Below are 25,573 nucleotides of genomic sequence, written 5' to 3' on the forward strand. Positions count from 1 at the left end.
GCTCGCCCGTCGTCATCGCGGCGCTCATGTGTACGACCCCACCAACGCGGTCGTGATCAGCGTCCAGCCGTCCACCACCACGAACAGCAGCAGCTTGAACGGCAGCGACACGATCGACGGCGGCACCATCATCATGCCCATCGCCATCAGCGAGGCGCTGACCAGCATGTCCAGCACCAGGAACGGGATGAACACGACCAGGCCGATGATGAAGGCGCTCTTGAGCTCCGAGAGCACGAACGCCGGGACCAGGGTCAGCATGCTCACCGACTCGCGGTCGGCCGGTTGCTCCTCGCCCGACAGCCCGATCATCAGCTTGAGCTCGTCGTCGCGGGTGTTGCCGAGCAGGAACTCCTTCAGCGGCGCCGAGCCGCTGTCGTAGGCCTGCGAGGCGGTGATCGCCCCGTCCAGGTAGGGCTGGACGGCGATCTCGTTGATGTCGCCGAACACCGGGCCCATCACGAAGATGGTCAGGAACAGCGCGATCCCGGTGAGCACCTGGTTGGGCGGCGAGGTGGGCAGGCCCAGCGCATTGCGGGTCAGCGACAGCACCACGATGATCTTGGTGAACGACGTCACGAGCAGCAGCGCGGACGGCGCGATCGACAGCACGGTGATGGCCAGGATGAGCGTGACCGCGGTGCTCGGGCTGTCGCCACCGATGGAGATGTCCAGCCCGCCGCCGTCCACCACCGGGGCGACGGGGTCCGTCGGTGCGGTGGGCGGTGTCGGGGCGGCGGAGGCCGGTCCGGCGAGCGCGACCATGGCCACGAGGAGAGCGGCGCCCAGGGCGAGCAGCACGAGCGGGAGCAGCACCGCGATCCGGCGGGTTCCCCCCAGCGCGCCATCATGGCCATATTGGCGGAAGCGGGGGAGGGTGCGGATCACCGGCGGACCGTCCGGTCGCGGAGGTCCTGGACCAGGGTCGTCCAGGCGCCCCGGTCGAGCACCGAACCCGCCAGCGAACCCGAGGAGGACCGGGCGACCAGCGTGGGCCGGGTGGCCGGGCCGGGGTCGACCGTGCCGTCCGGCCGGAGGGCGGCCGCGCGGGGCGCCGCGGCCAGCGCGGTCTGTACCTCGTCCTCCTCCATCTCGGCGAGCAGGGTGACCTGTTCGTCGGTCGCCCCGATGACCAGCACGCGGCCGGCGACCCGGAGCACCGAGACACTGCTCGCCCGGCCCATGCGCTGCCGGGCGACGACCTCGATGAGGCCGTTGCCCTGGCCCAGCCCGCGCTTCTTGGCCAACCGCGAGGCGAAGACGAGCACCGCCGCGATGAGGCCCAGGGACAGGACGAGGCGGATGAGCATCCAGGTCATCGCTCGACTCCGGCTTCGTTCCGCTCCTCGGTCGAGAACACGGGTCGCCTCCGCGGGCGCTCCGCTCCTCGCTCGCTGGCGCTCGCTGCGATGCTCACGCCCTGTCGGCGACGGGCATCTCCCTGCGATGCTCGCTGCGCCGTCCTCTTCGACGTCATGACGACGCGGGTCCGAACTCGGCGGCGTCGGTCACGATCTCGCTGATCCGCAGCCCGAAGTCCTCGTCGACGACGACGATCTCGCCGCGGGCGATCAGGGTGCCGTTGACCAGCAGGTCGGCCGGCGCGCTGGCGGCACGGTCGAGCTCGATGACCTCACCCGGGTACAGCGACAGCAGTTCCTGCACCGTCATCCGGGTCCGGCCGATCTCGACGGTGACCTCCATGGCCACGTTGCGCAGCAGGTCCAGGCTGCCGCGGCGCTCGCGCGGGGCCTCGGGGAGGGTGACCTGCAGGGCGAAGGTGGCCTCGACCACGCCGTCGGACAGCAGCGGCACCGCGATGAACATGCCCTTGTCGCGCAGCCCGTCGAGGGCGGCGACGACGTCCTCGACCCGCTCGGAGGAGACCCGCACCCGGCCCAGCGTCGCCGCGGCGGCCTCCAGGGCCGGACGCAGCGCGGCGGCGACGTCCATCCGCCCCACCGGGGAGTTGTCCAGTGCGGAGACGACCTCGGCCGACAGGACGAGGACGACGTCCCCGCTCACCTCGCCGGTGAGCCGGGCGGTGACCGCCGCGGCTGCCTCCGGCGGGAGGTGCAGCGCCTCGGGGTCCCCGATGGGGTCCCCCGCGACGAGCACGGCCGAGGCGGGCAGCAGCGTCGCCGCCGCCTGGGCCGCGGCGACGACGGCCGCCGCGATGGTCTCGGACTCGGGGGTGCGCTCGATGCCGAAGGCGGTGGTCATGAGTGGTCCTTTCCGCCGGTTGGGTCCGGGACGATCTCGGCGGCCAGTCGGCGCCGGTGGTTGCTGGCGATCGCGTGCGCGAACGTCTCGTCGTTGGTGGTGACCTCCAGCGGGCTGTCCCGCGGGTGCCGCAGCAGCAGCACGTCGCCGACGGCGAGGTCGAGCAGGTCGGCCGAGGGCACCTGCAGCGGGGAGAACCGCACGTTCACGTCGACCGGGACGTGGCTGATCCGCTCGGTCAGCGCCTCGGCCGCGCGCTGCCGCTTGCGCAGCGCGGACTCCGACAGCTGCGGCGACGCGGCGTTGTTCAGCGCGGGAGCGAAGGAGGAGAACGGCAGCATCAGGGTGGCCGTGGGCTCCCGGTTGCCGATCCGCAACCGGTGCGAGGCGACCATGACGGTCTCCGACCCGGCAGCGGCCTGGGCGAGCTGCGGGTTGTACTCGAGGCCGGCCAGCACCGGCTGCACCGGCGTGATCGGGGTGAAGGTGGTGGCCAGCTCGTGGAGCAGCCGCTCGAGCAGATGACCGGTGATGGTGGTCTCCATCGCCGTCATCGGCCGGCTGGGCTGCTCGGCCCCACCGGAACCGCCGAGCATGTGGTCGACGATCGCCATGGCGGTGTCCAGCGGGTACACCAGCAGGCCCTTGCCGGGCAGCGGCTCCAGGGTGAACGTGGCGATGAAGCACTGCGCCGGGAGCGTGGCGATGTAGTCGTCGTAGGAGTGCTGCTCGATGCCGTCGAGCTCCATGCGGGCGCCGGTGCGCAGCATCGAGGTCAGCACCGTGGTCGCCTGACGGGCGAAGGACTCCTGGGCGATCTGGAGGATCCGGACGTGCTCGCGGGAGAGCTTGGTGGGCCGGCGGAAGTCGTAGGTGCGCGGCTCGCTGCGGCGGCGTCCGGTCCCTGGGGATGACAGCGGGACGGCGCTGCGCGCGTCAACCACGGTGTCGGACAGTGTCACGACACCCTCATCGGCGGGTGCCGTGCCGACCCTGACCGGCGACCCGGGCGCACTTGGCGGAGCGGTGCGCCCGGGTCCGGTGGGGCTACTGGGTCACGTACTCCGTGTAGTAGATCTCGTAGACGTCACCGTGGTAGGCGTCCACGATCGCCTGCTGCAGCGCCGCCTTCATCGCCTCGCGGTTGGTCTGCACGTCGGAGAGCGCGGCACCGGAGAACTGCGCGATCGCGATGTCCATGGCCTTGGACCCGTCGGGCGTGGCGCCGCCGCCATGCCCACCGCCGGCGCTCTCGTCGTAGCCGAGGGAGAACTGCAGCGCGAGCCCCAGCTTCAGGTAGCTCCCGCCGGCCAGGTTGATGGCCACCGGCTCGACCTGGAGGACGACGCTGCCGGCCTCGGGCACGACCTCGGCCTCGGCCTCGCCGCCGCTGAAGAGGAAGAAGTACGCGCCTGCTCCGATGGCCAGCACCGCGACCAAGGCGATGATGAGCAGCTTCTTCTTGCCGCCCTTGCCCTCGGTCTCGTCGGCGTCGGGGGCGGCCTTGGTCTTCGTGCTCATGGGTGGTTCTCCTCGGAGGTGGCAGCCGGCGCGGCCGTGGCCGGCGCGGGGGTCGGGGGCGGGGGGGCCGCCGAGGCGGCGGCGTCCAGGCCGGGCAGGAGCTGGTTGGCCTGGGCGGAGGCGGTGGACAGCACGACGATGTCGACCCGGCGGTTGGCGGTGACGTAGCTGGGATCGGTGTCGGGCACGAGCGGGCGGGTGCTGCTGTAGCCGGCTGCGGAGATCCGGCCCTCGGGTACGCCCGAGGGCCCGGCGAGGTGGCGCAGCACGGTGGTGGCGCGCACCGCCGACAGTTCCCAGTTCGACGGCCACGGACCGCCGCGGGTGACCGGTATCGAGTTGGCGTGCCCCTCGACCCGGATCTCGTTGGGCAGCCCGAGGAGCGTCGGGGCCATCGCGTCGAGCACGACCGTGCCCTGCGGCTGCAGGGCCGCGGACTCCGGCGCGAACAGCACCGGGTCGGACACCACGTGCACGACCAGGCCGCGCTCGTCGATGACGAACTCCGCCGCACCGGACTGACCGGCCGCGGCCAGCGCCGCCTCGAGGGCCGCCCGGGCTCGGGACAGCTGCTCGTAGGCGGCCACGGCCTCGGCGGCGGTCTGCTGCGCCTGGTGCGCGGCCGCCGCCTCGGCGGCCGCCTGCTCCGCCTCGGTCGGCCCGGTGCCGTCGATGGCGGCCTCCTGGGCCACCTGCACCGGCTTCAGCGGGCTGTCGTTCTCGACCGGCGCGTCGATGGCGGCACCGTCGTTGAGGATGGTCACCGGGGCACCGGCACCGTCCCGGGCGCCCTCGGCGAAGGCGGTGAACTTGGCCGCGTCGATCGAGCTCATCGCGTAGAGCACCACGAACAGCACGAACAGCAGCGTCATCATGTCGAAGCCGGACACCAGCCACCGTTCGTGGTTCTCGTGCTCCTCGTGCTCCTCGTGCTTCTTGGCGCGGCGGCCACCGTGGCCGCCGTGCCCGCCGCCCCTGCTCATGCCGCCTCGCGCTGCTGCTCACCGGGCGGCACGAGGGAGGTGAGCTTCTGCCGCACCGTCCGCGGGCTGGTGCCCGCCTGGATCTCCGCGATGCCCTCGACGAGGAGCTCCATCTGCGCGGCCTGCAGCGCGCTGACCCGCAGGATCTTCGCGCCCATCGGCAGGAACCAGAAGTTGGCCGCCATGACGCCCCACAGCGTGGCGATGAACGCCGCGGAGACCATCGGGCCCAACGTCTCCGGGTTCTGGAGGTTGCCCATCACGTTCATCAGACCGACGATGCAGCCCAGGATGCCGATGGTCGGCGCGTAGCCGCCCATGTTGTTCATGAACTTGGCGGCGACCTTGTCCTCGGCCTTCTTGGCCGAGATCTCGCCTTCCAGGATGCCGCGCAGGTCCTCCGGGTCGGTGCCGTCGATGCTCATCTGCAGGCCACGCTTGAGAAACGGGTCCTCGATCGCCTTGACCTCGGCTTCGAGGGCCAGCAGCCCTTCCTTGCGGGCCTTCTCGGCCAGGCTGACCAGCGTCTGGATCTGCTCGGTGGCCGGCGGCACCTTGGCCGGCAGCACAGCCATCTTGAACCAGCCGGGCATCTTCTTCAGGTCGCTCATCGTCTGACTGGCCAGCGCCGCGCCGAAGGTCGCGACGACGACCAGGATGATCGCGGGGAGGAAGATCAGCGAGGTCGGGTCGGCGCCCTCCAGGATCATGAAGACGATCAGGGCGACGAGGGAGACGACGAACCCGATCAGGGTGGCGGGGTCCATGGGTCAGCGCTCGTCTCGGGTCGGGAAGGGCACGACGGATGAGTCATCGCTGCCCTGGGTGGCGTGGGCGGTGGGCAGGCGGTACTCGCCGCGGTCCATCTGGAAGGCGACCGCCTGGATGCTCGCCCGGTAGTCGCGGATCTCCCGGATGACCTGTTCGACGCTCTCGGCGACCACGTACTTGTTGCCCTCCTGCAGCGTGATCACGGTGTCGGGGTGCCCTTCCACGCGCTCGATCAGGTCGGCATTCACGGCGAAGTGCTCCCCGTTCAGACGTGTCACACGGATCACGGGACTTCCTTCGGTGGGTAGGAGTGCGGGCAGCAGGACCTGGGGGAGGCCCCGCTGCCCTGCTGTGTCATCGGCCTCCGGTGGAGGTCCTTGAGCGGAGTGCGAGAGCTGAGCGGCCCGGTCACCCCCTCCAGGGGGTGACCGGGCCGCCGATGTCGCCCTCCCCGGCGGGCTTTCGGTACCGAAAGCCCGGCCGGGGATCAGGCGGTCGATCAGCGCTTGAGGTTGACCAGGTCCGACAGGAGCTCGTCGGAGGCGGTGATCACCTTGCTGTTCGCCTGGAACCCGCGCTGGGCGATGATCAGACCGGTGAACTCCTCGGCGAGGTCGACGTTGGACATCTCCAGCGCACCGGCGGTGAGGGTGCCGCGCCCGCCGGCGCCCGGAACGCCGATCACCGCGTTGCCGGAGTTGTCGGCAGCCCGGTAGGAGCTGCTGCCGGCCTTCTCCAGGCCACCGGGGTTGGTGAAGTTCGCCAGGGCGAGCTGCCCCAGCGGCTGGCGCAGGCCGTTGGAGTAGAGGCCCATGATCGTGCCGTCGCCGCTGAGCGAGTAGGACTCCAGGGTGCCCAGCGCCGAACCGCTCTGGTCGGTGTCGACGGCGGCGGCCGTGGTCTTGCCACCGAACTGGGTCACCCCGGACAGGTCGAGCTGTACCGGCCCGGGCCAGCTGCCGAGCCCGGCGGTGATCAGGGGCTGCGGCGAGGTGGACGTGAGCCGGCCGGTCGTCGCACCGGTCGTCCCGAACGTGAGCTGCGTGGTCAGCAGGGTGTTCCCGCCGTCCGCCACGGTCAGGTCCCAGCCGGCGGCGGTCTTGGTGAACGTGTAGTCGACCTGGTGGGGGTTGCCCAGGGCGTCGTACATCTCTGCCTGGGTCTGGATCGCATCGCCCACGGCCGCCTCGGCGGACAGGTTGCCCACCACCGAGCTGCCGGTCGTGGCCTCCGGGGGGAGGACCTGCCCGAACTGGATCTTCAGGTCCTCGATCGGCCCGTTCGTGTCGATCCCGCCGTTGGCGTCGACCATCCAGCCCTGCAGCTTGCCCCCGCCCGGCGTCACCAGGTTCCCGACGCCGTCGAAGTCGAAGGAGCCGGCCCGGGTGTAGAGGTTCTCGTTGCCGACCTTGGTGACGAAGAAGCCGTCGCCACCGATCATGAAGTCCGAGGCCCGGCCGGTGTTCTGCTGCGATCCCTGGCCGAAGTTCGTGGTGATCCCGGCGACCTTCACGCCGAGCCCGACCTGCGCCGGGTTGGTGCCGGCGGTGCCGCCGTTGGGGGCGGAGCCGTTGCGGAGGACCTGGGACAGGGTGTCCTCGAAGACCGTCTGGCTGCTCTTGAACCCGACGGTGTTGACGTTGGCGATGTTGTTGCCGACGACGTCCATCTTGGTCTGGTGGGCCTTGAGGCCGGCGACGCCGGCGAACATGGAACGCAGCATGGGGAGGATCTCCTCGCGAGTCGGTGCAGGTGGGTCGGATGGGCAGGGACGTCGACGTCAGGCGGCGGACGGGCCCTTGTCGGGGTCAGAAGTGCCGGGATCAGGGGTGCCGGTGCCGGGGGTGTCCACCTCGGGGGTGGTGATCTCGGTGATCCGCCCCAGCGGCACGGCCGCGTCGCCGATCACTGCTCGCGGCTCGGTGCCGTGGGCGACGATGACCGAGGAGACGGCACCGGTGACGGTGGTGCCGTCGTCGGCGGTGTAGGCGACGTGCTTGCCGACCAGCGCGCCGGCGCTCAGCGAGCGCTGCAGCGTGAGCAGCTCGGCGTTCTGCGAGGCGATCTCCTCGAGCTTCTCCACCTGGCTGAAGGTGGCGGTCTGCGCCATGAACTCGCTGCTGCTGGTCGGGTTGCTCGGGTCCTGGAAGCGCATCTGGGCGACCAGGAGCTTGAGGAAGGTGTCCTTGCCCATCTGGTCGCTGCGGGTCACCTCGGCGGTGGCCGCGGGCGCGGTGGTCGGCGTGCTGCCGGAGATCGGGCTGGTCATCGGGGGTCGGCTCCGTCTCAGACTCGGACGTCCACGCCGGAGGACGCAGACAGGTGGTTGGCGGGGGCAGTGCCCTCGGCGGTGGAGGTGGCGGTGGCCCACCCGTGCGGCCGGGACGGCGACCGGCCCTGACCGTTGCCCTGGCCGTTGCCGTGCAGGTCGGCCAGCAGCTGCTCGGCCGTGCGGCCGCCCGGGCCGCCGTCGCGCGGGGCGTCGGGGTCGACGGTGAGCCGGGAGAAGCTCAGCCCGGCGGTCTCGAGCTCGCGACGGAGCTCGGGCAGGGCGTCGATCATGGCGTGCCGGCCGTGCTCGGACCCGCCGCGCAGCATCACGTCGAGCGTGCCGTCGGTGATCGTCACCTGGACCGTCACCTCGCCCAGCGACTCGGGGGTGAGCACGACGGTCATCGTCTGGCTGCCGTCGGGCGCGTTGCGCAGCACCGCCAGCTGCGGGGCGAGCTGCGCGGCGACCGGGGCTTCCCGGGCGGCCGGCGCGGCGGCCGCAGTGGCCGGCGTCGCGGCCGTACCGGTCGCCGCGGCGGTGCCGGGAAGGCCGGTCGGGACGTCGTCGGCCGGTGCGGAGGTGGGCTCGGCGACCGCGGCGACCGCGGCCGCCGGTGCGCGCGAGCCGCTGCCGCCGCTGTCCGTGCCGCCGGCGTCGGAGCCCGTCGCCGGGACCGTGCCCGGAGCCGGCACGGTGGCCGGTGCCGCACCGGTGTCCGGGGTCGCGGCGACGGTGGGCAGCGGCGAGGGAACGGTGGCCGGGTCACCGGGCGGGGCGGTGACGGCGGTCGGACCGGCGGCCTGTGCCAGGGCATCGGCAGCGGCCCCCCGGGCCGGAGCTGCGGCGGGCAGGCCCACCGTGGTCGCCGGCCCGGCGGCCGGGGCCGGCTGCTCCGGCCCGGCCGGCGTGCGGGCCGCAGCCAGTGCCGCGGCGAGTGCGGGATCGAGCGTCGGGGCGATTGCCTGGGTGGACGTCGCGGCGACGCCCGGCACGCCGCCGACGACGCCCGGCACGGCCGGCCCGGTGGCGGGCCCGGTGGCGGGCCCGGCCGGCAGCTCGCCGGTGGCGGGCCTGCCGGGTGGTGGCACGGGTGCGCCGGTGACGCCGTTCAGCAATGCCCAGATGCCCGGCGGCAGGTCGGTGACCGGCGCGGTCGGCGTGGCGTCGTCGGCGTCCCCGTCGGTCGCCGGCCCGGCCACGGCGTCCGGAGCGACGTCCTCCGGTGCCTGTCCGGCGCCGGGCGTGGCGCGGCCCGGCGTCGAGGTGCCGGCGAGGGCGCCCTCGAGCGCGGAGTCGAAGGGCGGGGCGCTGCGGTCGGCGGCGCTCGCCCGGCCGCCGCCCGAGCGGGCCGCGGCGGTGGCGCCGAGCCCCGCGGGCAGTGACATCGAGGTGGGGGCGCTCACGAATAGGCCTCCGCTGCGGTGGTGACCTTCCGGACGAAGGCCTGGGTCTCGGCGTAGGGCGGGACACCGCCGTAGCGCTGCACCGTGCCCGGGCCGGCGTTGTAGGCGGCGAGTGCCACCTCGGTGGAGCCGAACTGCTTGGTCAGGCTGCTGAGGTACCGGGCGGCGCCGTCGATGGCCGAGGCCGGGTCGGCGGGGTTGACCCCGAGGCCGGCGGCGGTGGCCGGCATGAACTGCATCAGGCCCTGCGCGCCGGCGGGGGAGACGGCGGTGCTGGTGAAGTTGGACTCGGTCTTGGCGACGGCGGCCAGCAGGGCGGGGGAGACCCCGTGCCGGCTGCCGGCCTGGGTGAAGAGGTCGGCGTACGGAACCCCGGCCAGGCCGGTGCCGGTGGCGGCGCCCGCGGCCGCGGCCGGGCCGGCGTCGGGGAGTACCCGGCGGATCACCGCGGGGTTGCCGACGTCCTGCAGCTTGACGACCTCGCCCTCCTGGGGCGCGGCGATCATCTTGCCGCCGCCGACGTAGATGCCGACGTGGTCGATGCCCGGACGCGAGGAGTAGTCGAAGAACACCAGGTCACCGGGCTGGGCGTCGGCGAGGCTCGCGACCGGCCGGCCGGCGGTGGCCTGCTGGGAGGAGGTGCGGGGGAGATCGATGCCCACGTCGGCGAAGACCCGCTGGGTCAGGCCGGAGCAGTCCAGCCCGCTCTTCGGGTCGGTGCCGCCCCACTGGTAGGGCACGCCGAGGTACTTCGTGGCGGCGGCGACCACGGCCGCGCCGCCGCCACCGCCGTCGGGCAGGCTGCCCAGCGCCGGGGGCGCGGCCGCGGTGGTGCCCGTCAGGCCGGCGGAGCCGGCTGCGCTGGCCCACTGCGCCTCGGTGGAGACCGCCGGGGTGCGGAGGAAGCGGGTGTGGATCTCGTTGATCCGGGTCTGGACCGCGCTCAGTCCGTCCACGTCTCCTCCTCTCCGGTGTGCTGGTCGCCGCCGTGCCGGCCGGTGACCAGGTCGTCGACCAAGCGGGTCTCGGCGGCGTCGGCGGCGACCTGCAGCCGCTCGACGTGCCGTTCCTTCAGCCGCTCCAGGCCCTTGGTGCGCTGGGCGGCCGCCGTCCACCGGGCGCGGACCGCCTCGGCCTGCTCGGCGTAGGAGACGGCGAGCGCCCGTGCAGCCGATACATCGGCAGCCGCGGTGCGCGATGCGACCATCGCGGCGACGAAGGCACCGGCAGAGCTCAGCGCGGGCATCGACGAGGCGGCCAGCGCGGCCGCGTCGTCCTCGGCCCGCTGCGCGGCGGCGGTCGCCTCGCGGGCGGCCTGGGCAGCGGCCATCGACGCGGCCCGCTCCTGGCTGCGCCGCAGGCGGAGCACCGGTTCCAGCCGGAAGGCCGGCTGCTTCACGCGGCGTCCCGGCTCACGCCGCGGTCACGATCTGGTGCAGCCGGGCCCAGGACTCCGCCGGCGACGTGTGGTCGTCGACGGACTGGCGGAGGAAGGCGTCGATGTCCGGTGCCAGCCGCCGGGCCCGGTCGACCAGGGGATCGCTGCCGGCCTGGTAGGCGCCGATCTCGATGAGCTCACGGACGTCACGCAGCGCGCCGAGCATCCGGCGCACCTCCCGGGCGTCGGTCATCTGCGCGGCCGGCACGACGGCGGTCGCGACGCGGGAGATCGACTCGAGCACGTCGATGGCCGGGAAGTGGCCGGCGGTGGCCAGCTTGCGGGTGAGCACCACGTGCCCGTCGAGGATGGACCGGGCGGTGTCGGCGATCGGCTCGTTGTGGTCGTCGCCGTCGACCAGCACCGTGTAGAGCCCGGTGATCGACCCGGTGGTCGACGTCCCGGCCTTCTCCAGCAGCTTGGGCAGCATCGCGAAGACGCTCGGCGGGTAGCCGCGGGTGGCCGGAGGCTCCCCGGCGGACAGCCCGACCTCGCGCTGGGCCATCGCGGTACGGGTGATCGAGTCCATCAGCAGCAGCACGTCGCGGCCCTCGTCGCGGAAGGCCTCGGCGATCCGGGTGGCCACGAACGCGGCCTTCAGCCGGACGAGCGGTGGCTCGTCGGACGTGGCGACGACGACGACGGTGTTGGCCATGCCCTCCGGGCCGAGGTCCTCGTCGAGGAACTCGCGCACCTCCCGGCCGCGCTCACCGATCAGGCCGATGACCCGGACGTCGGCGTCGGTGCCGCGGGTGATCTGGCTCAGCAGCGTGGACTTGCCCACGCCGGACCCGGCGAAGATGCCCAGCCGCTGGCCGCGGCCGACGGGGGCGAACGCGTCCAGGGCCCGGACACCGGTGGCCAGTGGCCGGTCCACCCGTGCCCGGGTGAGTGCGTTGGGGGTGTCGCTGGTCAGGTCGACGTACTCGGCGAGCGCCCCCAGTGGCGGGCCGCCGTCCAGCGGTCGGCCGAGCCCGTCGAGCACGCGGCCGAGCAGCGCCGGCCCGACCGGGACCTGCAGCGGCATGCCGGTGGCCCGCACCGGCGCCCCGGCGTGCACGCCCGACAGGTCGCCGAGCGGCATGCAGGTCAGCCGGCCGCGGTGCAGCGCCACGACCTCGGCGAGCAGCGGCCGGACGCCCGGGTCGATCTCCACCAGGTCGCCGACGGCGGCGGGAATGCCCTCGACGGTGAGCGTCAGCCCCATGGCGCCGGAGACGACGCCGGTGACCAGCGGCCGGGCAGCCGCGCGGGCACGGGAGATCAAATCGACGCTCATCCGCGGAGCACCGCCCGGACGCGGGCCAGCGCGGTGGTGAGCTGGGCGTCCACCCGGGTGGTGGTGCCCGCGGTGGCGATGGCGCCGGCCCGCTCGACCTCCGGGTCACCGACCACCGAGACCGACGCCGGCAGCGCGTGCAGCTCCTCGCGCGGCACCTCGGCCAGGTCGTCGGGGTGCAGCCGGACGACGACGGGGACGTCGCTGGGGCACAGCGTGAGCGCCCGGCGCAGCGCGTCCAGCCCTGGTGCGGTGGCCATCAGCAGCTCCCGGCCGAGCATGTCGCCGACCAGGGTGAGGACGGCGTCCAGGACGCTCTCGCGGAGCTCCTCGGCGACGGGGGCGGCGGCGGCCTCCAGCTGGGCGGCGGCCGAGCCGAGGGCGGCGGTGGCGGTGGCCAGCCGTCGCTCCCAGCGGACCTGCGCCTCGGCCAGCCGCACCTCGGCGGCCCGCTCGGCGGCGGCCACCACGTCGGCGGCCGCGGTGATGCCCTCGGCGTGACCGGCGGCCCAGCCGTCGCGGCGGGCCAGCTCGCGCAGCTGCTCGAGCTGCTCGGCGTAGACGTCGCTCAGCCGGGTGGTGCTGCGTAGCCGGCGTTCCCCGGCGCGGCGCTCGCCGGACCGCCGCTCCTCGCCGGTGTACGGCTCGGCCTCGGCCGCGACCTCGGGGGGCGCGACCAGGTCCGGGGCGGCCCGCGGCGCCGGCGACGGCACCGGAGGCCGGGACGACGTCCCGACCGGGGCCTCGGCGGGGGTCTCGATCGGCTGCGCCGTCGGAACCACCGGACCGCCGGCGCGCGGCGGCGGCGCCGGCCGGTGCACCCGCTGCCAGGGAGTGGCCGCGGCGGCCGACGACCCACGCAGCAGCACCGACTCAGGCGACGAAGTCATCCTCGCCTCCCCGCGAGATGGTCAGCACGCCCTGCTCCTCGAGCGTGCGGATGACGGCGACGACCTTGGCCTGCGCCTCCTCGACGGTGCGTGCACGCACCGGGCCGAGCAGCTCCATCTCCTCGAGCAGGTTCTCGCCCGCCCGCTCGGAGAGGTTGCGGACCACCTTGTCCCGGACGTCCTGGCGCACGCCCTTGAGCGCGGTGGCCAGGTCGTTGGCCTCGACGTCGCGCAGCACCAGCTGCAGGGAGCGGTCGTCGATGGTGACGATGTCCTCGAAGACGAACATCTGCGACCGGATGCGCTCGGCGAGCTCGGGGTCGCTGTTCTCCAGCCACTCGAGGATGGACCGCTCGGTGGGCCGGGCGGACCGGTTGATGATCTCGACCAGGGTCTCGACGCCGCCGACGGTCGCCATGTCCTGGTAGGCGAGCAGCGAGCCCATCCGGCGGCCCAGCTCCTCCTCGACCATCCGCACCATCTCGGGAGTGGTGCGGTCCATCAGCGCGATCCGGTAGGCGACGTCGGCCTGCTGATCGGGAGGAAAGTGCGACAGCACCTCCGCCGACTGGACGGCCGGCAGGTGCGCCAGCACCAGGGCGATCACCTGCGGGTGCTCGTCCTTGAGGAAGGTGACCAGCTGGCGGACGTCGCTGTTGCGCAGCGAGGCGAACGGCAGCTCGGTGTAGACGACGTTGAGCCGGGAGAGGATGCCCTCGGCCTTCTCCTCGCCGAGGCCGGCGGCCAGCACCTCGCGGGCGAAGTCCACGCCGCCGGTCCCGACGAACCGCCGGGCCTGCATGAGGGTGTGGAACTCGCCGAGCACGTCGTCCACATCCGCGCCGTCGACCCCCTGCAGCCGCATCAGCTCGGTGGTCAGCTTCTCCACCTCCGAGGGGCGCAGCTCGGCGAGCACCGCGCCGGCCTCCTCCTTGGACAGCTGGGCGAGGAAGACGGCGGCCTTGCGCAGGCCGGGCAGCTCCCTGCGGCTCACGACGGTGGGCAGGACGGCGGTGGCCGGGGCACCCGCGATCCCGACCAGCTGCTCGACGCTGGCGATGCTCATGTCACACCTCCGGTGCGGTAGAGGAAGCGGCTGCGCCGCGCTATCGGGCACATGGGGATGGCCTTCGGCCCCAAGTGATCAATTGCTTCGCAATTGATCACTTGGACTCCGCGAACCAGCCGCGGAGCATGGTGGCGACCTCGTCGGGCCGGTCGCTCACCATCTCGGAGATCTCGCCGCGGACCTTCTCCCGCCTGGCCAGCTCCCGCTGGAGCTCGTGGTCGTCGAGCTCGGGATCGCGGACGCTCTGGACCTGGATCCGGTCGAGTTCCGGGTCCTCGTCGTCCTCGAGCTCCTCGTAGTCGTCGCCGCGGTTCCGACGGGACCGGAGCCACACGATGAGCACCAGCAGCAGGATTCCGGCCGCGATGCCGCCGGTGCGGATCATCGACCACATCTGGGCGGTCTGCTCGGCCTCGGCGGCCGCGGCGATGTCCGCGGCGGCCTGCTCGGCCGCGGTCTGGTCGAAGGCCATCTTGGCGACGGTGATGGCGTCGCCGCGGGCGACGTCCAGGCCGATGGCGTTGCCGACCAGGTCCTGGATGGTGGCCTGGTCCAGCGCGCCGGCGGTGGCGTCGTTCATGACCACCGACACGGTCAGCCGCTGGATCGCGCCGGGCGCGCCCTGCACGGTCTCGACGGTCTTGCCGACGGCGTTGTTCGACGTCGTCGACTCCTTGTCGTACGTCGACTCGCCGCCGGTGCCGGCCGCTGGGTTCTCGGCCCCGAGCACGCCGCCGACTGCACCGCCGGTACCGGTGTAGTCCTCGGTCGTCGTGGACTCCGACAGGGCCGGGGTGCCGGGCACGTAGGTGTAGCTCTCGCTGGTGGTGTCCCGCTTGTTGAAGTCCAGGTCCGCCCGGACGCTGACGACCGCGTTGCCCGGGCCGACGACCCGCTCGAGGATCTGCTGCGCGTTGCCGGCCAGCCGGCCCTCGAACTCCTGCTCCATCTGCGACTGCGCATCGCCCGCGGCCGCCGTCACGCCCTCGCCGGCGGTGGACAGGACGGCACCGGTGGAGTCGGCGACGGTGACCGACTCCGGGTCCATCTTCTCGATGCTGGAGGACACCAGGTGTGTGACGGCCTGGACCTGCTCCCCGGACAGGTTGGTGCCCGGCGCCAGGTCGAGCAGCACCGAGGCGGTGGGCTTGCCCTCGTCGGTGGCGAACACCTCGTCCTGGGGGAGGGCGATGTGCACGACGGCCGAACGGACGCCGTCCAGCGCCTTGAGGGTGGTGGACAGCTCGCCCTCCAGCGCACGCTGGTAGGAGACCTGCTGCTGGAACTCGCTGGTGGTGATGCCCTGCTGGTCGAGCAGGGCGTACCCGGTCTCGGCACCGGCCGGCAGGCCCTTGCCGCTCATGGACAGCCGCAGGTCGTACACCTGCTCCTGGGCGACCATGATCGTCTGGCCGCCGTCGGTGAGCTCGTACGCGACCCCCTCGGCGTTGAGCTCCTCGACGATCGCCGACGCGTCGGTGCTGGCGAGGTTGCTGAACAACGGCGACATCGTCGACGCGGTGATCCAGCGGGTGAAGACGAAGCCGCCCAGCACCAGCCCGGCGAGCAGCAGGCCGATGACGATCTTCTGGCCGAGGCTGATCGTCGACAGGAGGGTCTTGACCCGGCCCAGTGGGCCGGCGAGGGCCGCGGGCATCAGACGGGCATCCTCATGATCTCGGTGAAGGCCCCGACCGCGGCGTTCTTCAGCGTGACCACCGTCTCGGTGGCCAGCTTCGCCTCGGCGCTGGCGATCATGTAGTCGTGCGCATCCCGCAGGTCACCGGTGGCGGCCTGCACGGCGAGGTCGCTGGCGTTGGCCTGCACGCCGTTGAGCCGGTCCACGGCGCCGGCGAGCACGTCGGCGAAGCCGTTGTCCCCGCCGACCGGCGCGGCCGCCGACGTGCCGGTGGTGCCCGTGACACCGGCGGCACCGGCGACGTCGCCGAAGCTGGGGATCGGGATGCCCATGCCGATCGCGCTGATGGGGGAGGTCATGGTCAGCCCTTCCCGAGCTGGAGTGCCGACTGGTAGGCGTTCGTGGCGCGCTCGACCGTGGCGAGGTTGGCCTGGTAGCCGCGCTGGGCCATGAGCAGCTGGGTCATCTGGTCACCGAGGTCGATGTCGGGGTACCGGACGTAACCGTTGGCGTCGGCCAGCTGGTGGTCCGGCTCGTAGACCAGCCGGCCCTCGGCGTCGCCGAGCGCCATGCCGGCGACGCGCACACCGCCCTGGCCGGAGCCGTACTGGACGGCCTCGGCGACGATCATCCGTTCCTGGAAGGCGTCCTCGCCCGGGCCGGCGACGGTGTTGATGTTGGCGATGTTGTCCGCGACCGCATCCATCCACTTGCGGTGGCTGTACAGGCCCGACCCGGCGATGCGCAGGCTGTCGAAGGTGGTCACGAGTCCTCCTCGCTGGCGCTCGTCGGCAGCGTGACCCGCGCCGCTGTGCCCATGGACGAGCTCGCAAGCTCGCTCATCACTGCGTCCTCAGCGCTGCACGCAGCACGGTGTACTTGCCGTCGAGGGCGTTGAGGGCCAGCTGGTAGCGCAGCCCGGTCTCGGTGGCGATCGTCGTCTCGGTGTCGAGGTTGACGTTGTTGCCGTCCATCCGCGTCGGGTCCAGCGACTGGCTGATGGCGCTACGGCCGACCGTGGGGGTCTGTCCCCCGGCGAGCTCGCTCTTCAGCGCCGACTCGAAGTCGGTGCGGTGCGCGAGGTAGCCCGGCGTCTGGATGTTGGCGATGTTGTCGGCAGTGACCCGCTGGCGCTGCTGCAGCCCGGACAGGGCGGCGTGCAGGGCGGTCATGGTCGCGTCGGTGATCACCGGGCGTCCTGCTGGGCATGGCGGAGCACGTTGTACCTCCGGATACGGCAAGTCGCGCGCGCAGGAGGGCCTGCGAGCGTGGGGTCCGCCGATCCGTGGCGAGAGTGGTGCTTTCCGTGCACTGCAGTACTCGGCAGTCCCGGAAACGAACATGACCATCTGCACCCGATCGGGTGCAGATGGTCATGTGGTGGTGAAGTCGTTCCGCCAAAATGGCCATTTTGGCGGAACGGGGCGCGGTCCTGGCTACAGAGCGCGGTCGATGAAGGAGGCGACCGGCCGGGTGGGCGCGTAGGACATCCGGGCGGCCACGTCGCGCTGCTGCTTGGACTGGGTGATCCGCTCGACCAGGGCCTCGGCGACGGCGAGCTGGTGCTGGAGGAGCCGGGCGGCGCGCTCGCGGAGGTCGTCGGGGAACGGCCCGAGCCCGGACGGCGGAACCCAGTCGGTGGAGCGCCGGCCCCAGGCGGCGATCTCCTCCGCGCGGTCGCGGGCGAGGGTCTCCTCGGCGGTGCGCACGTCGTGCTCGAGCTCGTCGAGCACGACCGGCCAGGTGCGGTGCGCCGGGCCGGGGGAGGTCGGCCCCGGAGGGGTTCCGCCGGCGCGACGCTCGGCGGTCATGCCGGGCTCGAGGCGAGGGAGGCCGCGGCCTCCCGCCAGGCGTCACGCAGCGGCTCGACGATCTTGCGGCAGTCGGCGACCCGGCGCACGTCGCCCTTGATGTTGGCGGCGATCAGCTCGGTGAGCAGCCAGGTGTAGAGGGCGGCCAGTCGCGGACCGCCGTCCCAGGCCTCGACCTGCAGGCTGCTGCGCAGCTCGATGACGATCTCCTGCGCATGCTGCAGCTGATTGTTGCTCTCCTCCCGGTCGCCGCCGAGGAGGGCGGTGTGCGCCCGCTCCAGGTCGAGGGCGAGCCGGTCGTAGAGCATCACCAGCAGCTGCTGCGGGGAGGCGGTGGCGATCGAGTCGCCGAGGTAACGGGCGCGCAGGGCTGCGGCACTCATCGGGGGTTCCTCCGTGGTGGGGTGGGTCAGTCGGACGACGAGGACCAGCTGGGCAGCGACGAGACCTGCGAGGACAGCCAGGCCGACTGGTTCTGCAGGCTGCTCAGGGCCGTCTCCATGGCGGTGAACTGCCGGGTGAGCGTGCTCTCCCGGATGGCCAGCCGCCGGTCCCAGTCCTCGATCCGGTCCTGCAGGTCCGAGGCCAGGCTGTCGGTGCTGTTGGCCTTCAGCGTCAGCGTGCCGGACGTGAAGTTCGTGGCGTTCTTCGCCAGCTCGGTGAGCCGCTGGGCCACCCCGGGGACCGCCGGATCGGTGCCCGCCGCGGGCGTCCCGTTGACCAGCTGCTGCGCCAGCGCCGGGCTGGACTCCAGTGCGGCGATGAAGGTGGCCTTGGTGAAGGTGATCTCGCCGTCCCGGGTGAGCTGGATGCCGGCCTGCGCCGCGGAGGCACCGCCGATCGCGTAGGAGACGGCCTCGAGGACCTTGCCGGTGAGCCCGCGGAGCGTGCTGTCGCCCTTGAGGACGGCGATGCTCCCGGTCTTGGTGCTGGTGTGCTTGTCGATGTTGGTCAGCACTGCGTTCGCGGCGGCGACCAACGACTCGACGGCGGTCGCGACGGCCTCGGGGTCACTGGCCACGCCCACCGTGACCGGCCCGCCGGTCTGCGAGACGGTGAGGGTGACGCCGGGCATCAGGTCCTTGAACGTGTTCGTCGTAGACGTGACGTCGTACCCCACGGCGTCGGTGCCGACCCGCAGCTTCGCGTCCGAGGCCTGCGTCAGGACGGTGGTGGGGAGGCCGGTGACCGCGAACTCGCTGGCGGCGCCGGCGGCCGTCGAGGTCAGCTGGAGCCGGTAGCCGGACCCGGTGTTCACCAGGGCGGCGGTGACCCCCGCGCCCGCGTCGTTGATGGTGGTGACGGCCTCGCCGAGCGTCGCGCCGGCCGGGATGGCGATCGTCGTCGCCGGGGTGGCGGTGTCCTCGGGGGTGAGGGTGAGCGACGTCGGGCCGAAGGCGGTGGTGGTGGCGGCCCACGGCGCGTCGCTGCTGAAGACGGCGTGCTTCGCGGCCAGTGACGTGACGCCGAAGGACACCGAGCCGGCGGTGGCCCCGGGCGCGGCGGTGACGGTCACGGCGGTGGAGGAGCTGCTGGCGGTGGCCGCGGCCCAGGTCGTGGTGCGGGTGAGCAGCTCGGCCGCGTCGCGCAGCGCGTCGAACTTGGTGTTGACCTCGCGGTAGGCCGCGGCGTCGTTCTGGGTCTCGGCCAGCTTGCGCTTGAGCAGGGTCTGCGGGTTGGCCTCGACCTGCATCAGCTGGCCGATGAGGGAAGCGGTGTCCATGCCCGAGATGAGCCCGACGTTCATGCCTGCCATGTCGGTGCCTCCGGTGTCGGGGTCGGTGCGGGGGGAGAGACCGGTGAGGGGAGAGGTCGGGGACCTCCCCCCTCACCGGGTGGTGCTCAGGTGGTGCGTACCGGTCAGCCCAGGAGCTTGAGGATGCCCTGGCTGGACTGGTTGGCCTGGGCCAGCATGGCGGTGCCGGCCTGGCTCAGGATCTGGGTCCGGGAGAAGTTGGTCATCTCCTGGGCCATGTCGGTGTCGCGGATGCGCGACTCCGCGGCGGACAGGTTCTCCACCGTGACGTTCAGGTTGTTGATGGTGTGCTCGAACCGGTTCTGGATGGCACCCAGGTTGGCGCGCGCGGTGGACACGTTGGTGATCGCCGTCTGGACGGACTCGCTGTTGGTGATCACCGCACCGCTGGTGGTGACCGCGGACAGCGAGACATCGATCTTGTCGGCGCTGGCGTAGCCCACCTGGAAGCTGGCCGTGGCCGCCGCGGACGGGAACAGGGCCACACCGTTGAACTTGGTGTTGGTCTGGATCCGGGTGATCTCGGTGCTCAGCGCGTTGAACTCCGCCGACAGGGCGGCCTTCGACTCGGTGTTCTGGGTGCCGTTGGCGTGCTGGACGGCGAGGTCGTTCATGCGCTGGAGCATGGAGGTGACCTCGGTGAGGGCGCCTTCTGCGGTCTGCACGACCGAGATGCCGTCCTGCGCGTTGCGGGCGGCGACCTTGAGGCCACCGATCTGCGAGCGCAGGCCCTCGGAGATGGCCAGGCCGGCCGCGTCGTCGGCGGCGCGGTTGATCCGGAAGCCGGAGGAGAGCTTCTCCAGCGACTTGCCCATCTGCCCGTCGGTGACCGACAGGTTGCGGTAGGAGTTCATCGCCGCGATGTTGGTGTTGACGCTGAGACCCATGGTGTTCCTCCTTGGAATGGGGTCTTTCTTCTGGTCCCGCTGGCATCCGTGCTGGCGGGGATTGCTCTGTTCTCATCGGCCCGCGGCCGGACGTTCTTGACCCGAACCGGGAACTCGTTCCGATCTCATCCCGGTGGGTGGGGCCGCGCCGGCCGGTGCGTTCGGCCGGGACGCCGGTGAGGGGGGAGGCGGCTGCCTCCCCCCTCACCGGGTGGTGCTCAGGTGGTGCGTACCGGTCAGCCCAGGAGCTTGAGGATGCCCTGGCTGGACTGGTTGGCCTGGGCCAGCATGGCGGTGCCGGCCTGGCTCAGGATCTGGGTCCGGGAGAAGTTGGTCATCTCCTGGGCCATGTCGGTGTCGCGGATGCGCGACTCCGCGGCGGACAGGTTCTCCACCGTGACGTTCAGGTTGTTGATGGTGTGCTCGAACCGGTTCTGCAGCGCACCGAGGTTCGCCCGGTTCGTCGACGCCTCGGTGATCTTGGCCTGGACGGCGTCGCTGCTGGAGACGGCGCCGCTGCCGGCCAGCGTGAGGGCGGAGACGTCGATCTTCTTGGAGAGGTCCACGTCGATCTTGTCGCCGCTGGCGTAGCCGACCTGGAACGACGTGGCCGAGGCGCCGCCGAACAGGGCGACACCGTTGAACTTGGTGTTGTCCTGGATTCGGCCGATCTCGGTCTTGAGGGCGGTGAACTCTTCCGACAGGGCCTTCTTGGAGTCGGCGTTCTGGGTGCCGTTGGCGTACTGGACGGCGAGGTTGTTCATGCGCTGGAGCATGGAGGTGACCTCGGTGAGGGCGCCTTCTGCGGTCTGCACGACCGAGATGCCGTCCTGCGCGTTGCGGGCGGCGACCTTGAGGCCACCGATCTGCGAGCGCAGGCCCTCGGAGATGGCCAGGCCGGCCGCGTCGTCGGCGGCGCGGTTGATCCGGAAGCCGGAGGAGAGCTTCTCCAGCGACTTGCCCATCTGCCCGTCGGTGACCGACAGGTTGCGGTAGGAGTTCATCGCCGCGATGTTGGTGTTGACGCTGAGACCCATGGTGTTCCTCCTTGGAATGGGGTCTTTCTTCTGGTCCCGCTGGCATCCGTGCTGGCGGGGATTGCTCTTCTTCCATCGGCCGGGACCCGGCCGGACTTGAGCCGAAGCCGGATTCCCGCTGGTCCCCCGGAACGCCGGTGAGGGGGGAGGCGGCTGCCTCCCCCCTCACCGGGTGATGCTCAGGTGGTGCGTACCGGTCAGCCCAGGAGCTTGAGGATGCCCTGGCTGGACTGGTTGGCCTGGGCCAGCATGGCGGTGCCGGCCTGGCTCAGGATCTGGGTCCGGGAGAAGTTGGTCATCTCCTGGGCCATGTCGGTGTCGCGGATGCGCGACTCCGCGGCGGACAGGTTCTCCACCGTGACGTTCAGGTTGTTGATGGTGTGCTCGAACCGGTTCTGCAGCGCACCGAGGTTCGCCCGGATCGTCGAGGTGCTGGTGATGACCGCCTGGACGTCGTCACTGGTCGAGCCTCCGCCGCTGGCCAGCGTGAGGCCGGAGACGTCGACCTCCTTGGTCAGGTCGACCTGGATCGTGTCGCCGCTGGCGTAGCCGACCTGGAACGTGGCCGAGGCGCCGCCGAACAGGGCGACACCGTTGAACTTGGTGTTGTCCTGGATGCGCGTGATCTCGGTCTTGAGGGCGGTGAACTCCGCCGCCAGGGCCGCCTTCGAGTCGGCGTTCTGGGTGCCGTTGGCGAACTGGACGGTCAGGTCGTTCATGCGCTGGAGCATGGAGGTGACCTCGGTGAGGGCGCCTTCTGCGGTCTGCACGACCGAGATGCCGTCCTGCGCGTTGCGGGCGGCGACCTTGAGGCCACCGATCTGCGAGCGCAGACCCTCGGAGATGGCCAGGCCGGCCGCGTCGTCGGCGGCGCGGTTGATCCGGAAGCCGGAGGAGAGCTTCTCCAGCGACTTGCCCATCTGCCCGTCGGTGACCGACAGGTTGCGGTAGGAGTTCATCGCCGCGATGTTGGTGTTGACGCTGAGACCCATGGTGTTCCTCCTTGGAATGGGGTCTTTCTTCTGGTCCCGCTGGCATCCGTGCTGGCGGGGATTGCTCTTCTCCCATCGGCCGGGAGCCGGCCGGACTTGAGCCGAGGCCGGATTCCGTCCCCGGTCACTGTGCGGCGGTCGGGCGCCGATGATTGGGCCGTGCCCCTCCGCCCTCGTCGGCCGGAGTCATGCCGCCAGGCGCCGGCCCTTCCGCACGGGATGGCTGGCACCACGTGCCGCCCGAGCTCCGGAAGGACGTCCCAGAACATGAACGTGCTGATGTCGACCACCGTCTTCACCGGTTCGAAGTACTACCGCATGGCCGAGCCGGCCCGGGCGGTGCAGGAAGCGGGGCTGGGGGTCGACGTCACGGTCACCCGCGGCCTGTCCACCACGATGGTCCCGTCCCCGGACGGCACCGAGCTCGTGGTGCAGGCGGTCGATGCCCAGGGCGCCGACGTGGTCGTGCTCCAGCTGCCCAAGACCGAGGCGATGCTGCAGTGCCTGCGGCTGCTGCAGGCCCAGGGCGTCGCCGTCGTGGTGGAGATGGACGACCTGCTGTCCGCGGTGCCCTACGGGCACATCGGGCACGCGGGACTGGTCCGGCAGGGGATGGATCGCCACGCGCTGGCCTGCGCCCGCGAGGCCGACCTGGTGACGGTGTCCACCCCGGCCCTGCTGCAGGAGTACGCGTCGCACGGGCGGGGCGTCGTGATCCCCAACGCGATCCCGCGCCGGGTCGCCGAACTGCCGCCCGCCTACGCGCGCGACCCCGAGGAGCTGACGATCGGCTGGACGGGCTCGGTCGCGACGCACCCCTACGACCTGCAGGTGATGGAGTCGGGCCTGCAGCAGGCCCTCGACCGGACGCGTGGGCGCAGCCGGTTCGTGATCCTGGGCCAGGCGGACGACGCCAAGGACCGGCTCCGGCTGGCCGAGGAGCCGACCGTCGTCCCGTGGGTCCGGGACGTGGTGGAGTACACCGGGACGGTGGGCGAGCTGTTCGACATCGGGCTGGCCCCGCTCCGGGACGACCGCTTCAACACCTCCAAGAGCTGGCTGAAGGTCCTCGAGTACGCCGCACGCGGCATCTACGCGGTCCGGTCGCCGAGCGCCGAGTACGAGCGGCTGGGCCTGGGGCGCCGCGCGCGGTCACCGCGCGACTGGGCCACCTTCATCACCTCGGGCATCGAGAACCCGGACCGGCGACGCGAGCTGGCCGCTGCCGACCGGGAGAAGGTGCTGGCCGGTCACCTGACCGAGCACACCGCCGAGGCGTGGGTCGCCGCCTGGCGGCAGGCGCGGGACAACCGCGCGCGCAGCCGGCGCGTGGGCGCACCGGCATCCCGCCCCCAGGCCGTCCTGGCCTGAGCACCACCGGCGGCGGTCCGCCCGCCGCCCGCCCCCATGAGCCGCACCAGCTAGGAGGACCACCGTGGAACGACACCAGTTGCTGGCCGAGCTGCACGCGCGCCTGAGCCCGCGCAACTACCTGGAGATCGGCACCGATGCCGGCGTGAGCCTGTCGCTCTCGCGGGTGCCCAGCATCGGCATCGACCCTGCCTACTCGATCGCCGCCGAGCTCGACACCGATATCCAGCTGGTCCGGGCGACGAGTGACGACTACTTCCGGGACCACAACCCCTGCGAGCGCTTCGGCGGCGACCCGCTGGACTTCGCCTTCATCGACGGCATGCACTGGGCCGAGTTCGCCCTCCGCGACTACATCTACGTCGAGGCGTACTCCACCCCCACCAGCGTGATCGTCTTCGACGACATGCTGCCGCGGAACGTCGACGAGGCCGCGCGGGACCGGCACACGATCGCCTGGACGGGCGACGTCTTCAAGGTCACCCACGTGCTGAAGGCACTGCGACCGGACCTGGTGGTGCTGGAGGTGGACACGGCCCCGACGGGGACCGTGGTGGTGCTCCTGCCCGACGCCGGCTCCGCCACGTTGGTCGACCACTACCGCGCCGTCGAGGCCGCCATGCTCGAGGCGGCCGACCCGCAGGAGCTGCCCGACCGGGTGCGGCTGCGCACCGAGGCCGTCGACCCGGCCAAGCTGCTGGCCTGCGAGTGGTGGACCACGCTGGTGGACGAGCGGGCGGGCCGGGTTCCGGCCGGCTCGCTGGCGTCCGCGCTCGCCGTCCAGGACTGGTCGGCGCTGCGGGTCCACCAGGCCGTACCCGCGACCGTGCCCGCGACCGCGGACGAGGGCGGCGCGCGGAGGTTCTCCTTCGAGCGCTAGCCCGCCCTGCTCCTCCGTGCCTGATGCGACGGCGGCCTCCTCATCCCGGGGAGGCCGCCGTCGTCGTCCGGCCCCTCCGGTGCGCCGCGAGCAGTCCCCGAGTCGGAGCGGTCCGGACGAGGGCCCGCGCCTACGATCCCCGCCATGACACTCAGTGCTGTCCTGGTCGCTGACAATCGCGCCGAGGCAGTCGCGACCGTGCTGGAGGGGCTCGTCGCCGCCGTCGGGCGGGTCGCCGCCGAGGGCCACGACGTCGAGGTCGTCATCGTCGACAGCTCGTCGGACCCGGTGGTGGGGGAGCTGCTGGAACGGGTCGACGGCGCGACCGTCGTCGACTTCCCGGGGGCCGATCGGGCCGAGGCACTCCTCATGGGGGCCGAGCTGGCGCGCGGGGACCTCCTCTGGCTCGGGGGCACCGAGTCGGCGCCCCGGCCGGAATCGCTGTGGAACCTGTTCCAGGCGGCTCTCGTATCCGGCGACGTCGTCCTCGCGGCGTCGGAGGATCCGGCGCCCCACGCCGTGGTGACGGCGGGCACCGTGCCCGCGCTGCGCGCGGCGTGGCTGCGCGACGGGGCGAGCGCCGGGGTGGACCCCGTGCCGGCGTTCGTCCGGCAGGCCCGGTCCGGGAGCACGACGATCCGATCCGTGTCCGGGGCAGGGGCGCAGCGCGTCCGGATCCGGGAGTGGCGGCAGATCGGCGGGCACGTGCAGGTGCCACCGGGCCGTTTCCGGGTGGGGCCGGCCACCTACGCATCACCGGGGACCGTCGTGCTCACGTACTTCCCGCCCGACGAGATCGAGATCGGCGCCTACTGCTCGATCGCCAACGACGTGCGGCTGTTCCTGTCGACCGGCCGGGTCCTCGACGATGCGGGCGACGAGCTGGACGTGGTGATCCGAGGCGTCCACCGCCCCGGATCGGCGTCGACGTTCCCCGTCGGCATCCTCGTGCCGGACGAGGCCTACGACGACGCCCCGGCGGGGAGCCACGGTGAGCGGCTGACCATCGGCGACGACGTGTGGATCGGCTACGGCGCCATGGTCGCCGGCGCGGTGACCGTGGGAACCGGCGCGGTGATCGGTGCCGGCGCCGTCGTGGTCGCGGACGTGCCGCCGTACACCGTGGTGGGGGGTGTGCCGGCGCGGCCCATCGGCCGGCGGTTCGACGAGGACACCGCCGGCCGTCTGCTGCGCGTCGCCTGGTGGGACTGGCCCGAGGCCGTCGTCCGCGGAGCCCACCGCTGGTTCAGCCGGCCCGTGGAGGAGTTCCTGGCCCACTTCGACCCGGCCGGTGAGCTGCCGTCCCCGGAAGGTTCCGCGACGTCGGCCGGCTGAGGTCGGCCCGCGGCGC

General features: G+C 72.2%; 29 protein-coding genes. 3 read left to right on the forward strand and 26 right to left on the reverse strand.

The window, feature by feature from the left end:
• Positions 1-24: 24 nt before the first annotated feature.
• The 26 genes from fliP to ACYVG5_RS13125 form a co-directional block, all read right to left on the reverse strand.
• Positions 25-888 (reverse strand): flagellar type III secretion system pore protein FliP, encoded by an 864-nt coding sequence (gene fliP, locus ACYVG5_RS13000; RefSeq protein WP_460683238.1) that lies wholly within the window; start codon positions 886-888, stop codon positions 25-27.
• Positions 885-1,319 carry a FliO/MopB family protein gene (locus tag ACYVG5_RS13005; protein WP_222049615.1) on the reverse strand — a complete coding sequence of 145 codons (435 nt, stop codon included), beginning with the start codon at positions 1,317-1,319 and terminating at the stop codon, positions 885-887. Before ACYVG5_RS13005 ends, fliP begins: the two co-directional genes overlap by 4 nt.
• 154 nt (positions 1,320-1,473) lie before the next feature.
• Entirely contained in the window at positions 1,474-2,223 is a 750-nt protein-coding gene (fliN, locus tag ACYVG5_RS13010; protein ID WP_222049616.1) for a flagellar motor switch protein FliN, read from the reverse strand.
• The gene (locus ACYVG5_RS13015; protein ID WP_222049617.1) at positions 2,220-3,185 is read right to left on the reverse strand and encodes a flagellar motor switch protein FliM; all 966 of its coding nucleotides are present in this window, start codon (positions 3,183-3,185) and stop codon (positions 2,220-2,222) included. Before ACYVG5_RS13015 ends, fliN begins: the two co-directional genes overlap by 4 nt.
• Positions 3,186-3,270: 85 nt before the next feature.
• On the reverse strand, positions 3,271-3,744 hold the full coding sequence (locus ACYVG5_RS13020; protein WP_222049618.1) for a flagellar basal body-associated FliL family protein: 474 nt from the start codon (positions 3,742-3,744) through the stop codon (positions 3,271-3,273).
• Positions 3,741-4,727, reverse strand: a complete 987-nt coding sequence (locus tag ACYVG5_RS13025; RefSeq protein WP_222049619.1) for a flagellar motor protein MotB — start codon at positions 4,725-4,727, stop codon at positions 3,741-3,743. The genes ACYVG5_RS13020 and ACYVG5_RS13025 overlap by 4 nt, the downstream gene beginning before the upstream one ends.
• Positions 4,724-5,494 carry a motility protein A gene (locus tag ACYVG5_RS13030; RefSeq protein WP_222049620.1) on the reverse strand — a complete coding sequence of 257 codons (771 nt, stop codon included), beginning with the start codon at positions 5,492-5,494 and terminating at the stop codon, positions 4,724-4,726. The genes ACYVG5_RS13025 and ACYVG5_RS13030 overlap by 4 nt, the downstream gene beginning before the upstream one ends.
• A gap of 3 nt (positions 5,495-5,497) precedes the next feature.
• Positions 5,498-5,785: a flagellar FlbD family protein gene (locus ACYVG5_RS13035; protein ID WP_222049621.1), complete on the reverse strand. Its 288-nt coding sequence runs from the start codon at positions 5,783-5,785 to the stop codon at positions 5,498-5,500.
• A gap of 212 nt (positions 5,786-5,997) precedes the next feature.
• Positions 5,998-7,221: a flagellar hook protein FlgE gene (locus ACYVG5_RS13040; RefSeq protein ID WP_222049622.1), complete on the reverse strand. Its 1,224-nt coding sequence runs from the start codon at positions 7,219-7,221 to the stop codon at positions 5,998-6,000.
• A gap of 57 nt (positions 7,222-7,278) precedes the next feature.
• Positions 7,279-7,767 (reverse strand): flagellar hook capping FlgD N-terminal domain-containing protein, encoded by a 489-nt coding sequence (locus tag ACYVG5_RS13045; RefSeq protein WP_222049623.1) that lies wholly within the window; start codon positions 7,765-7,767, stop codon positions 7,279-7,281.
• A gap of 17 nt (positions 7,768-7,784) precedes the next feature.
• Positions 7,785-9,173, reverse strand: coding sequence for a flagellar hook-length control protein FliK (locus ACYVG5_RS13050; RefSeq protein ID WP_222049624.1), 1,389 nt, complete (start codon positions 9,171-9,173; stop codon positions 7,785-7,787).
• Positions 9,170-10,129 carry an NlpC/P60 family protein gene (locus tag ACYVG5_RS13055; RefSeq protein WP_222049625.1) on the reverse strand — a complete coding sequence of 320 codons (960 nt, stop codon included), beginning with the start codon at positions 10,127-10,129 and terminating at the stop codon, positions 9,170-9,172. Before ACYVG5_RS13055 ends, ACYVG5_RS13050 begins: the two co-directional genes overlap by 4 nt.
• On the reverse strand, positions 10,117-10,572 hold the full coding sequence (locus tag ACYVG5_RS13060) for a flagellar export protein FliJ (protein WP_222049626.1): 456 nt from the start codon (positions 10,570-10,572) through the stop codon (positions 10,117-10,119). Before ACYVG5_RS13060 ends, ACYVG5_RS13055 begins: the two co-directional genes overlap by 13 nt.
• 13 nt (positions 10,573-10,585) lie before the next feature.
• Positions 10,586-11,890 (reverse strand): FliI/YscN family ATPase, encoded by a 1,305-nt coding sequence (locus ACYVG5_RS13065; protein WP_222049627.1) that lies wholly within the window; start codon positions 11,888-11,890, stop codon positions 10,586-10,588.
• A complete protein-coding gene (locus ACYVG5_RS13070) occupies positions 11,887-12,780 on the reverse strand; it encodes a FliH/SctL family protein (RefSeq protein WP_222049628.1) in 894 nt (297 codons plus the stop codon). The genes ACYVG5_RS13065 and ACYVG5_RS13070 overlap by 4 nt, the downstream gene beginning before the upstream one ends.
• Positions 12,764-13,846, reverse strand: coding sequence for a flagellar motor switch protein FliG (gene fliG, locus ACYVG5_RS13075; protein WP_222049629.1), 1,083 nt, complete (start codon positions 13,844-13,846; stop codon positions 12,764-12,766). Before fliG ends, ACYVG5_RS13070 begins: the two co-directional genes overlap by 17 nt.
• Before the next feature lie 97 nt (positions 13,847-13,943).
• A complete protein-coding gene (fliF, locus tag ACYVG5_RS13080) occupies positions 13,944-15,506 on the reverse strand; it encodes a flagellar basal-body MS-ring/collar protein FliF (RefSeq protein ID WP_222049630.1) in 1,563 nt (520 codons plus the stop codon).
• Positions 15,506-15,847: a flagellar hook-basal body complex protein FliE gene (locus ACYVG5_RS13085; RefSeq protein WP_222049631.1), complete on the reverse strand. Its 342-nt coding sequence runs from the start codon at positions 15,845-15,847 to the stop codon at positions 15,506-15,508. Before ACYVG5_RS13085 ends, fliF begins: the two co-directional genes overlap by 1 nt.
• Before the next feature lie 2 nt (positions 15,848-15,849).
• Positions 15,850-16,254 (reverse strand): flagellar basal body rod protein FlgC, encoded by a 405-nt coding sequence (locus ACYVG5_RS13090; protein ID WP_222049632.1) that lies wholly within the window; start codon positions 16,252-16,254, stop codon positions 15,850-15,852.
• Positions 16,255-16,330: 76 nt separating this feature from the next.
• The gene (gene flgB, locus ACYVG5_RS13095) at positions 16,331-16,678 is read right to left on the reverse strand and encodes a flagellar basal body rod protein FlgB (RefSeq protein ID WP_222049633.1); all 348 of its coding nucleotides are present in this window, start codon (positions 16,676-16,678) and stop codon (positions 16,331-16,333) included.
• A gap of 246 nt (positions 16,679-16,924) precedes the next feature.
• Complete coding sequence (locus ACYVG5_RS13100) at positions 16,925-17,299, reverse strand: hypothetical protein (protein WP_222049634.1); 375 nt, start codon at positions 17,297-17,299, stop codon at positions 16,925-16,927.
• Positions 17,296-17,682, reverse strand: coding sequence for a flagellar export chaperone FliS (gene fliS, locus ACYVG5_RS13105; RefSeq protein WP_222049635.1), 387 nt, complete (start codon positions 17,680-17,682; stop codon positions 17,296-17,298). The genes ACYVG5_RS13100 and fliS overlap by 4 nt, the downstream gene beginning before the upstream one ends.
• A 26-nt stretch (positions 17,683-17,708) precedes the next feature.
• Positions 17,709-19,055, reverse strand: coding sequence for a flagellar filament capping protein FliD (gene fliD / locus ACYVG5_RS13110; RefSeq protein ID WP_222049636.1), 1,347 nt, complete (start codon positions 19,053-19,055; stop codon positions 17,709-17,711).
• 104 nt (positions 19,056-19,159) lie between these two features.
• Positions 19,160-19,942 carry a flagellin N-terminal helical domain-containing protein gene (locus tag ACYVG5_RS13115; RefSeq protein ID WP_460683239.1) on the reverse strand — a complete coding sequence of 261 codons (783 nt, stop codon included), beginning with the start codon at positions 19,940-19,942 and terminating at the stop codon, positions 19,160-19,162.
• A 236-nt stretch (positions 19,943-20,178) separates the two neighbouring features.
• A complete protein-coding gene (locus ACYVG5_RS13120; RefSeq protein ID WP_460683240.1) occupies positions 20,179-20,979 on the reverse strand; it encodes a flagellin N-terminal helical domain-containing protein in 801 nt (266 codons plus the stop codon).
• 197 nt (positions 20,980-21,176) lie between these two features.
• Positions 21,177-21,971, reverse strand: coding sequence for a flagellin N-terminal helical domain-containing protein (locus ACYVG5_RS13125; protein ID WP_460683241.1), 795 nt, complete (start codon positions 21,969-21,971; stop codon positions 21,177-21,179).
• A gap of 267 nt (positions 21,972-22,238) precedes the next feature.
• On the opposite strand from ACYVG5_RS13125, the gene ACYVG5_RS13130 reads away from it, so the two are divergent.
• From ACYVG5_RS13130 to ACYVG5_RS13140, 3 genes are all read left to right on the forward strand, one after another.
• A complete protein-coding gene (locus ACYVG5_RS13130; protein WP_222049645.1) occupies positions 22,239-23,342 on the forward strand; it encodes a glycosyltransferase family protein in 1,104 nt (367 codons plus the stop codon).
• A 64-nt stretch (positions 23,343-23,406) separates the two neighbouring features.
• Positions 23,407-24,222 (forward strand): class I SAM-dependent methyltransferase, encoded by an 816-nt coding sequence (locus ACYVG5_RS13135; RefSeq protein WP_222049646.1) that lies wholly within the window; start codon positions 23,407-23,409, stop codon positions 24,220-24,222.
• Between the two features lie 144 nt (positions 24,223-24,366).
• Complete coding sequence (locus tag ACYVG5_RS13140; protein WP_460683242.1) at positions 24,367-25,557, forward strand: hypothetical protein; 1,191 nt, start codon at positions 24,367-24,369, stop codon at positions 25,555-25,557.
• Positions 25,558-25,573 lie beyond the last annotated feature (16 nt).

The organism is Modestobacter lapidis, from assembly GCF_054780755.1.

Coding starts and splice junctions, on each gene's coding strand:
- ACYVG5_RS13005 (WP_222049615.1), bottom strand. CDS start 1,319: ATGACCTGGATGCTCATCCGCCTCGTCCTGTCCCTGGGCCTCATCGCG.
- fliN (WP_222049616.1), bottom strand. CDS start 2,223: ATGACCACCGCCTTCGGCATCGAGCGCACCCCCGAGTCCGAGACCATC.
- ACYVG5_RS13020 (WP_222049618.1), bottom strand. CDS start 3,744: ATGAGCACGAAGACCAAGGCCGCCCCCGACGCCGACGAGACCGAGGGC.
- ACYVG5_RS13025 (WP_222049619.1), bottom strand. CDS start 4,727: ATGAGCAGGGGCGGCGGGCACGGCGGCCACGGTGGCCGCCGCGCCAAG.
- ACYVG5_RS13030 (WP_222049620.1), bottom strand. CDS start 5,494: ATGGACCCCGCCACCCTGATCGGGTTCGTCGTCTCCCTCGTCGCCCTG.
- ACYVG5_RS13040 (WP_222049622.1), bottom strand. CDS start 7,221: ATGCTGCGTTCCATGTTCGCCGGCGTCGCCGGCCTCAAGGCCCACCAG.
- ACYVG5_RS13045 (WP_222049623.1), bottom strand. CDS start 7,767: ATGACCAGCCCGATCTCCGGCAGCACGCCGACCACCGCGCCCGCGGCC.
- ACYVG5_RS13065 (WP_222049627.1), bottom strand. CDS start 11,890: ATGAGCGTCGATTTGATCTCCCGTGCCCGCGCGGCTGCCCGGCCGCTG.
- ACYVG5_RS13070 (WP_222049628.1), bottom strand. CDS start 12,780: ATGACTTCGTCGCCTGAGTCGGTGCTGCTGCGTGGGTCGTCGGCCGCC.
- fliG (WP_222049629.1), bottom strand. CDS start 13,846: ATGAGCATCGCCAGCGTCGAGCAGCTGGTCGGGATCGCGGGTGCCCCG.
- fliF (WP_222049630.1), bottom strand. CDS start 15,506: ATGCCCGCGGCCCTCGCCGGCCCACTGGGCCGGGTCAAGACCCTCCTG.
- ACYVG5_RS13085 (WP_222049631.1), bottom strand. CDS start 15,847: ATGACCTCCCCCATCAGCGCGATCGGCATGGGCATCCCGATCCCCAGC.
- ACYVG5_RS13100 (WP_222049634.1), bottom strand. CDS start 17,299: ATGACCGCCGAGCGTCGCGCCGGCGGAACCCCTCCGGGGCCGACCTCC.
- fliS (WP_222049635.1), bottom strand. CDS start 17,682: ATGAGTGCCGCAGCCCTGCGCGCCCGTTACCTCGGCGACTCGATCGCC.
- fliD (WP_222049636.1), bottom strand. CDS start 19,055: ATGGCAGGCATGAACGTCGGGCTCATCTCGGGCATGGACACCGCTTCC.
- ACYVG5_RS13115 (WP_460683239.1), bottom strand. CDS start 19,942: ATGGGTCTCAGCGTCAACACCAACATCGCGGCGATGAACTCCTACCGC.
- ACYVG5_RS13120 (WP_460683240.1), bottom strand. CDS start 20,979: ATGGGTCTCAGCGTCAACACCAACATCGCGGCGATGAACTCCTACCGC.
- ACYVG5_RS13125 (WP_460683241.1), bottom strand. CDS start 21,971: ATGGGTCTCAGCGTCAACACCAACATCGCGGCGATGAACTCCTACCGC.
- ACYVG5_RS13130 (WP_222049645.1), top strand. CDS start 22,239: ATGAACGTGCTGATGTCGACCACCGTCTTCACCGGTTCGAAGTACTAC.
- ACYVG5_RS13140 (WP_460683242.1), top strand. CDS start 24,367: ATGACACTCAGTGCTGTCCTGGTCGCTGACAATCGCGCCGAGGCAGTC.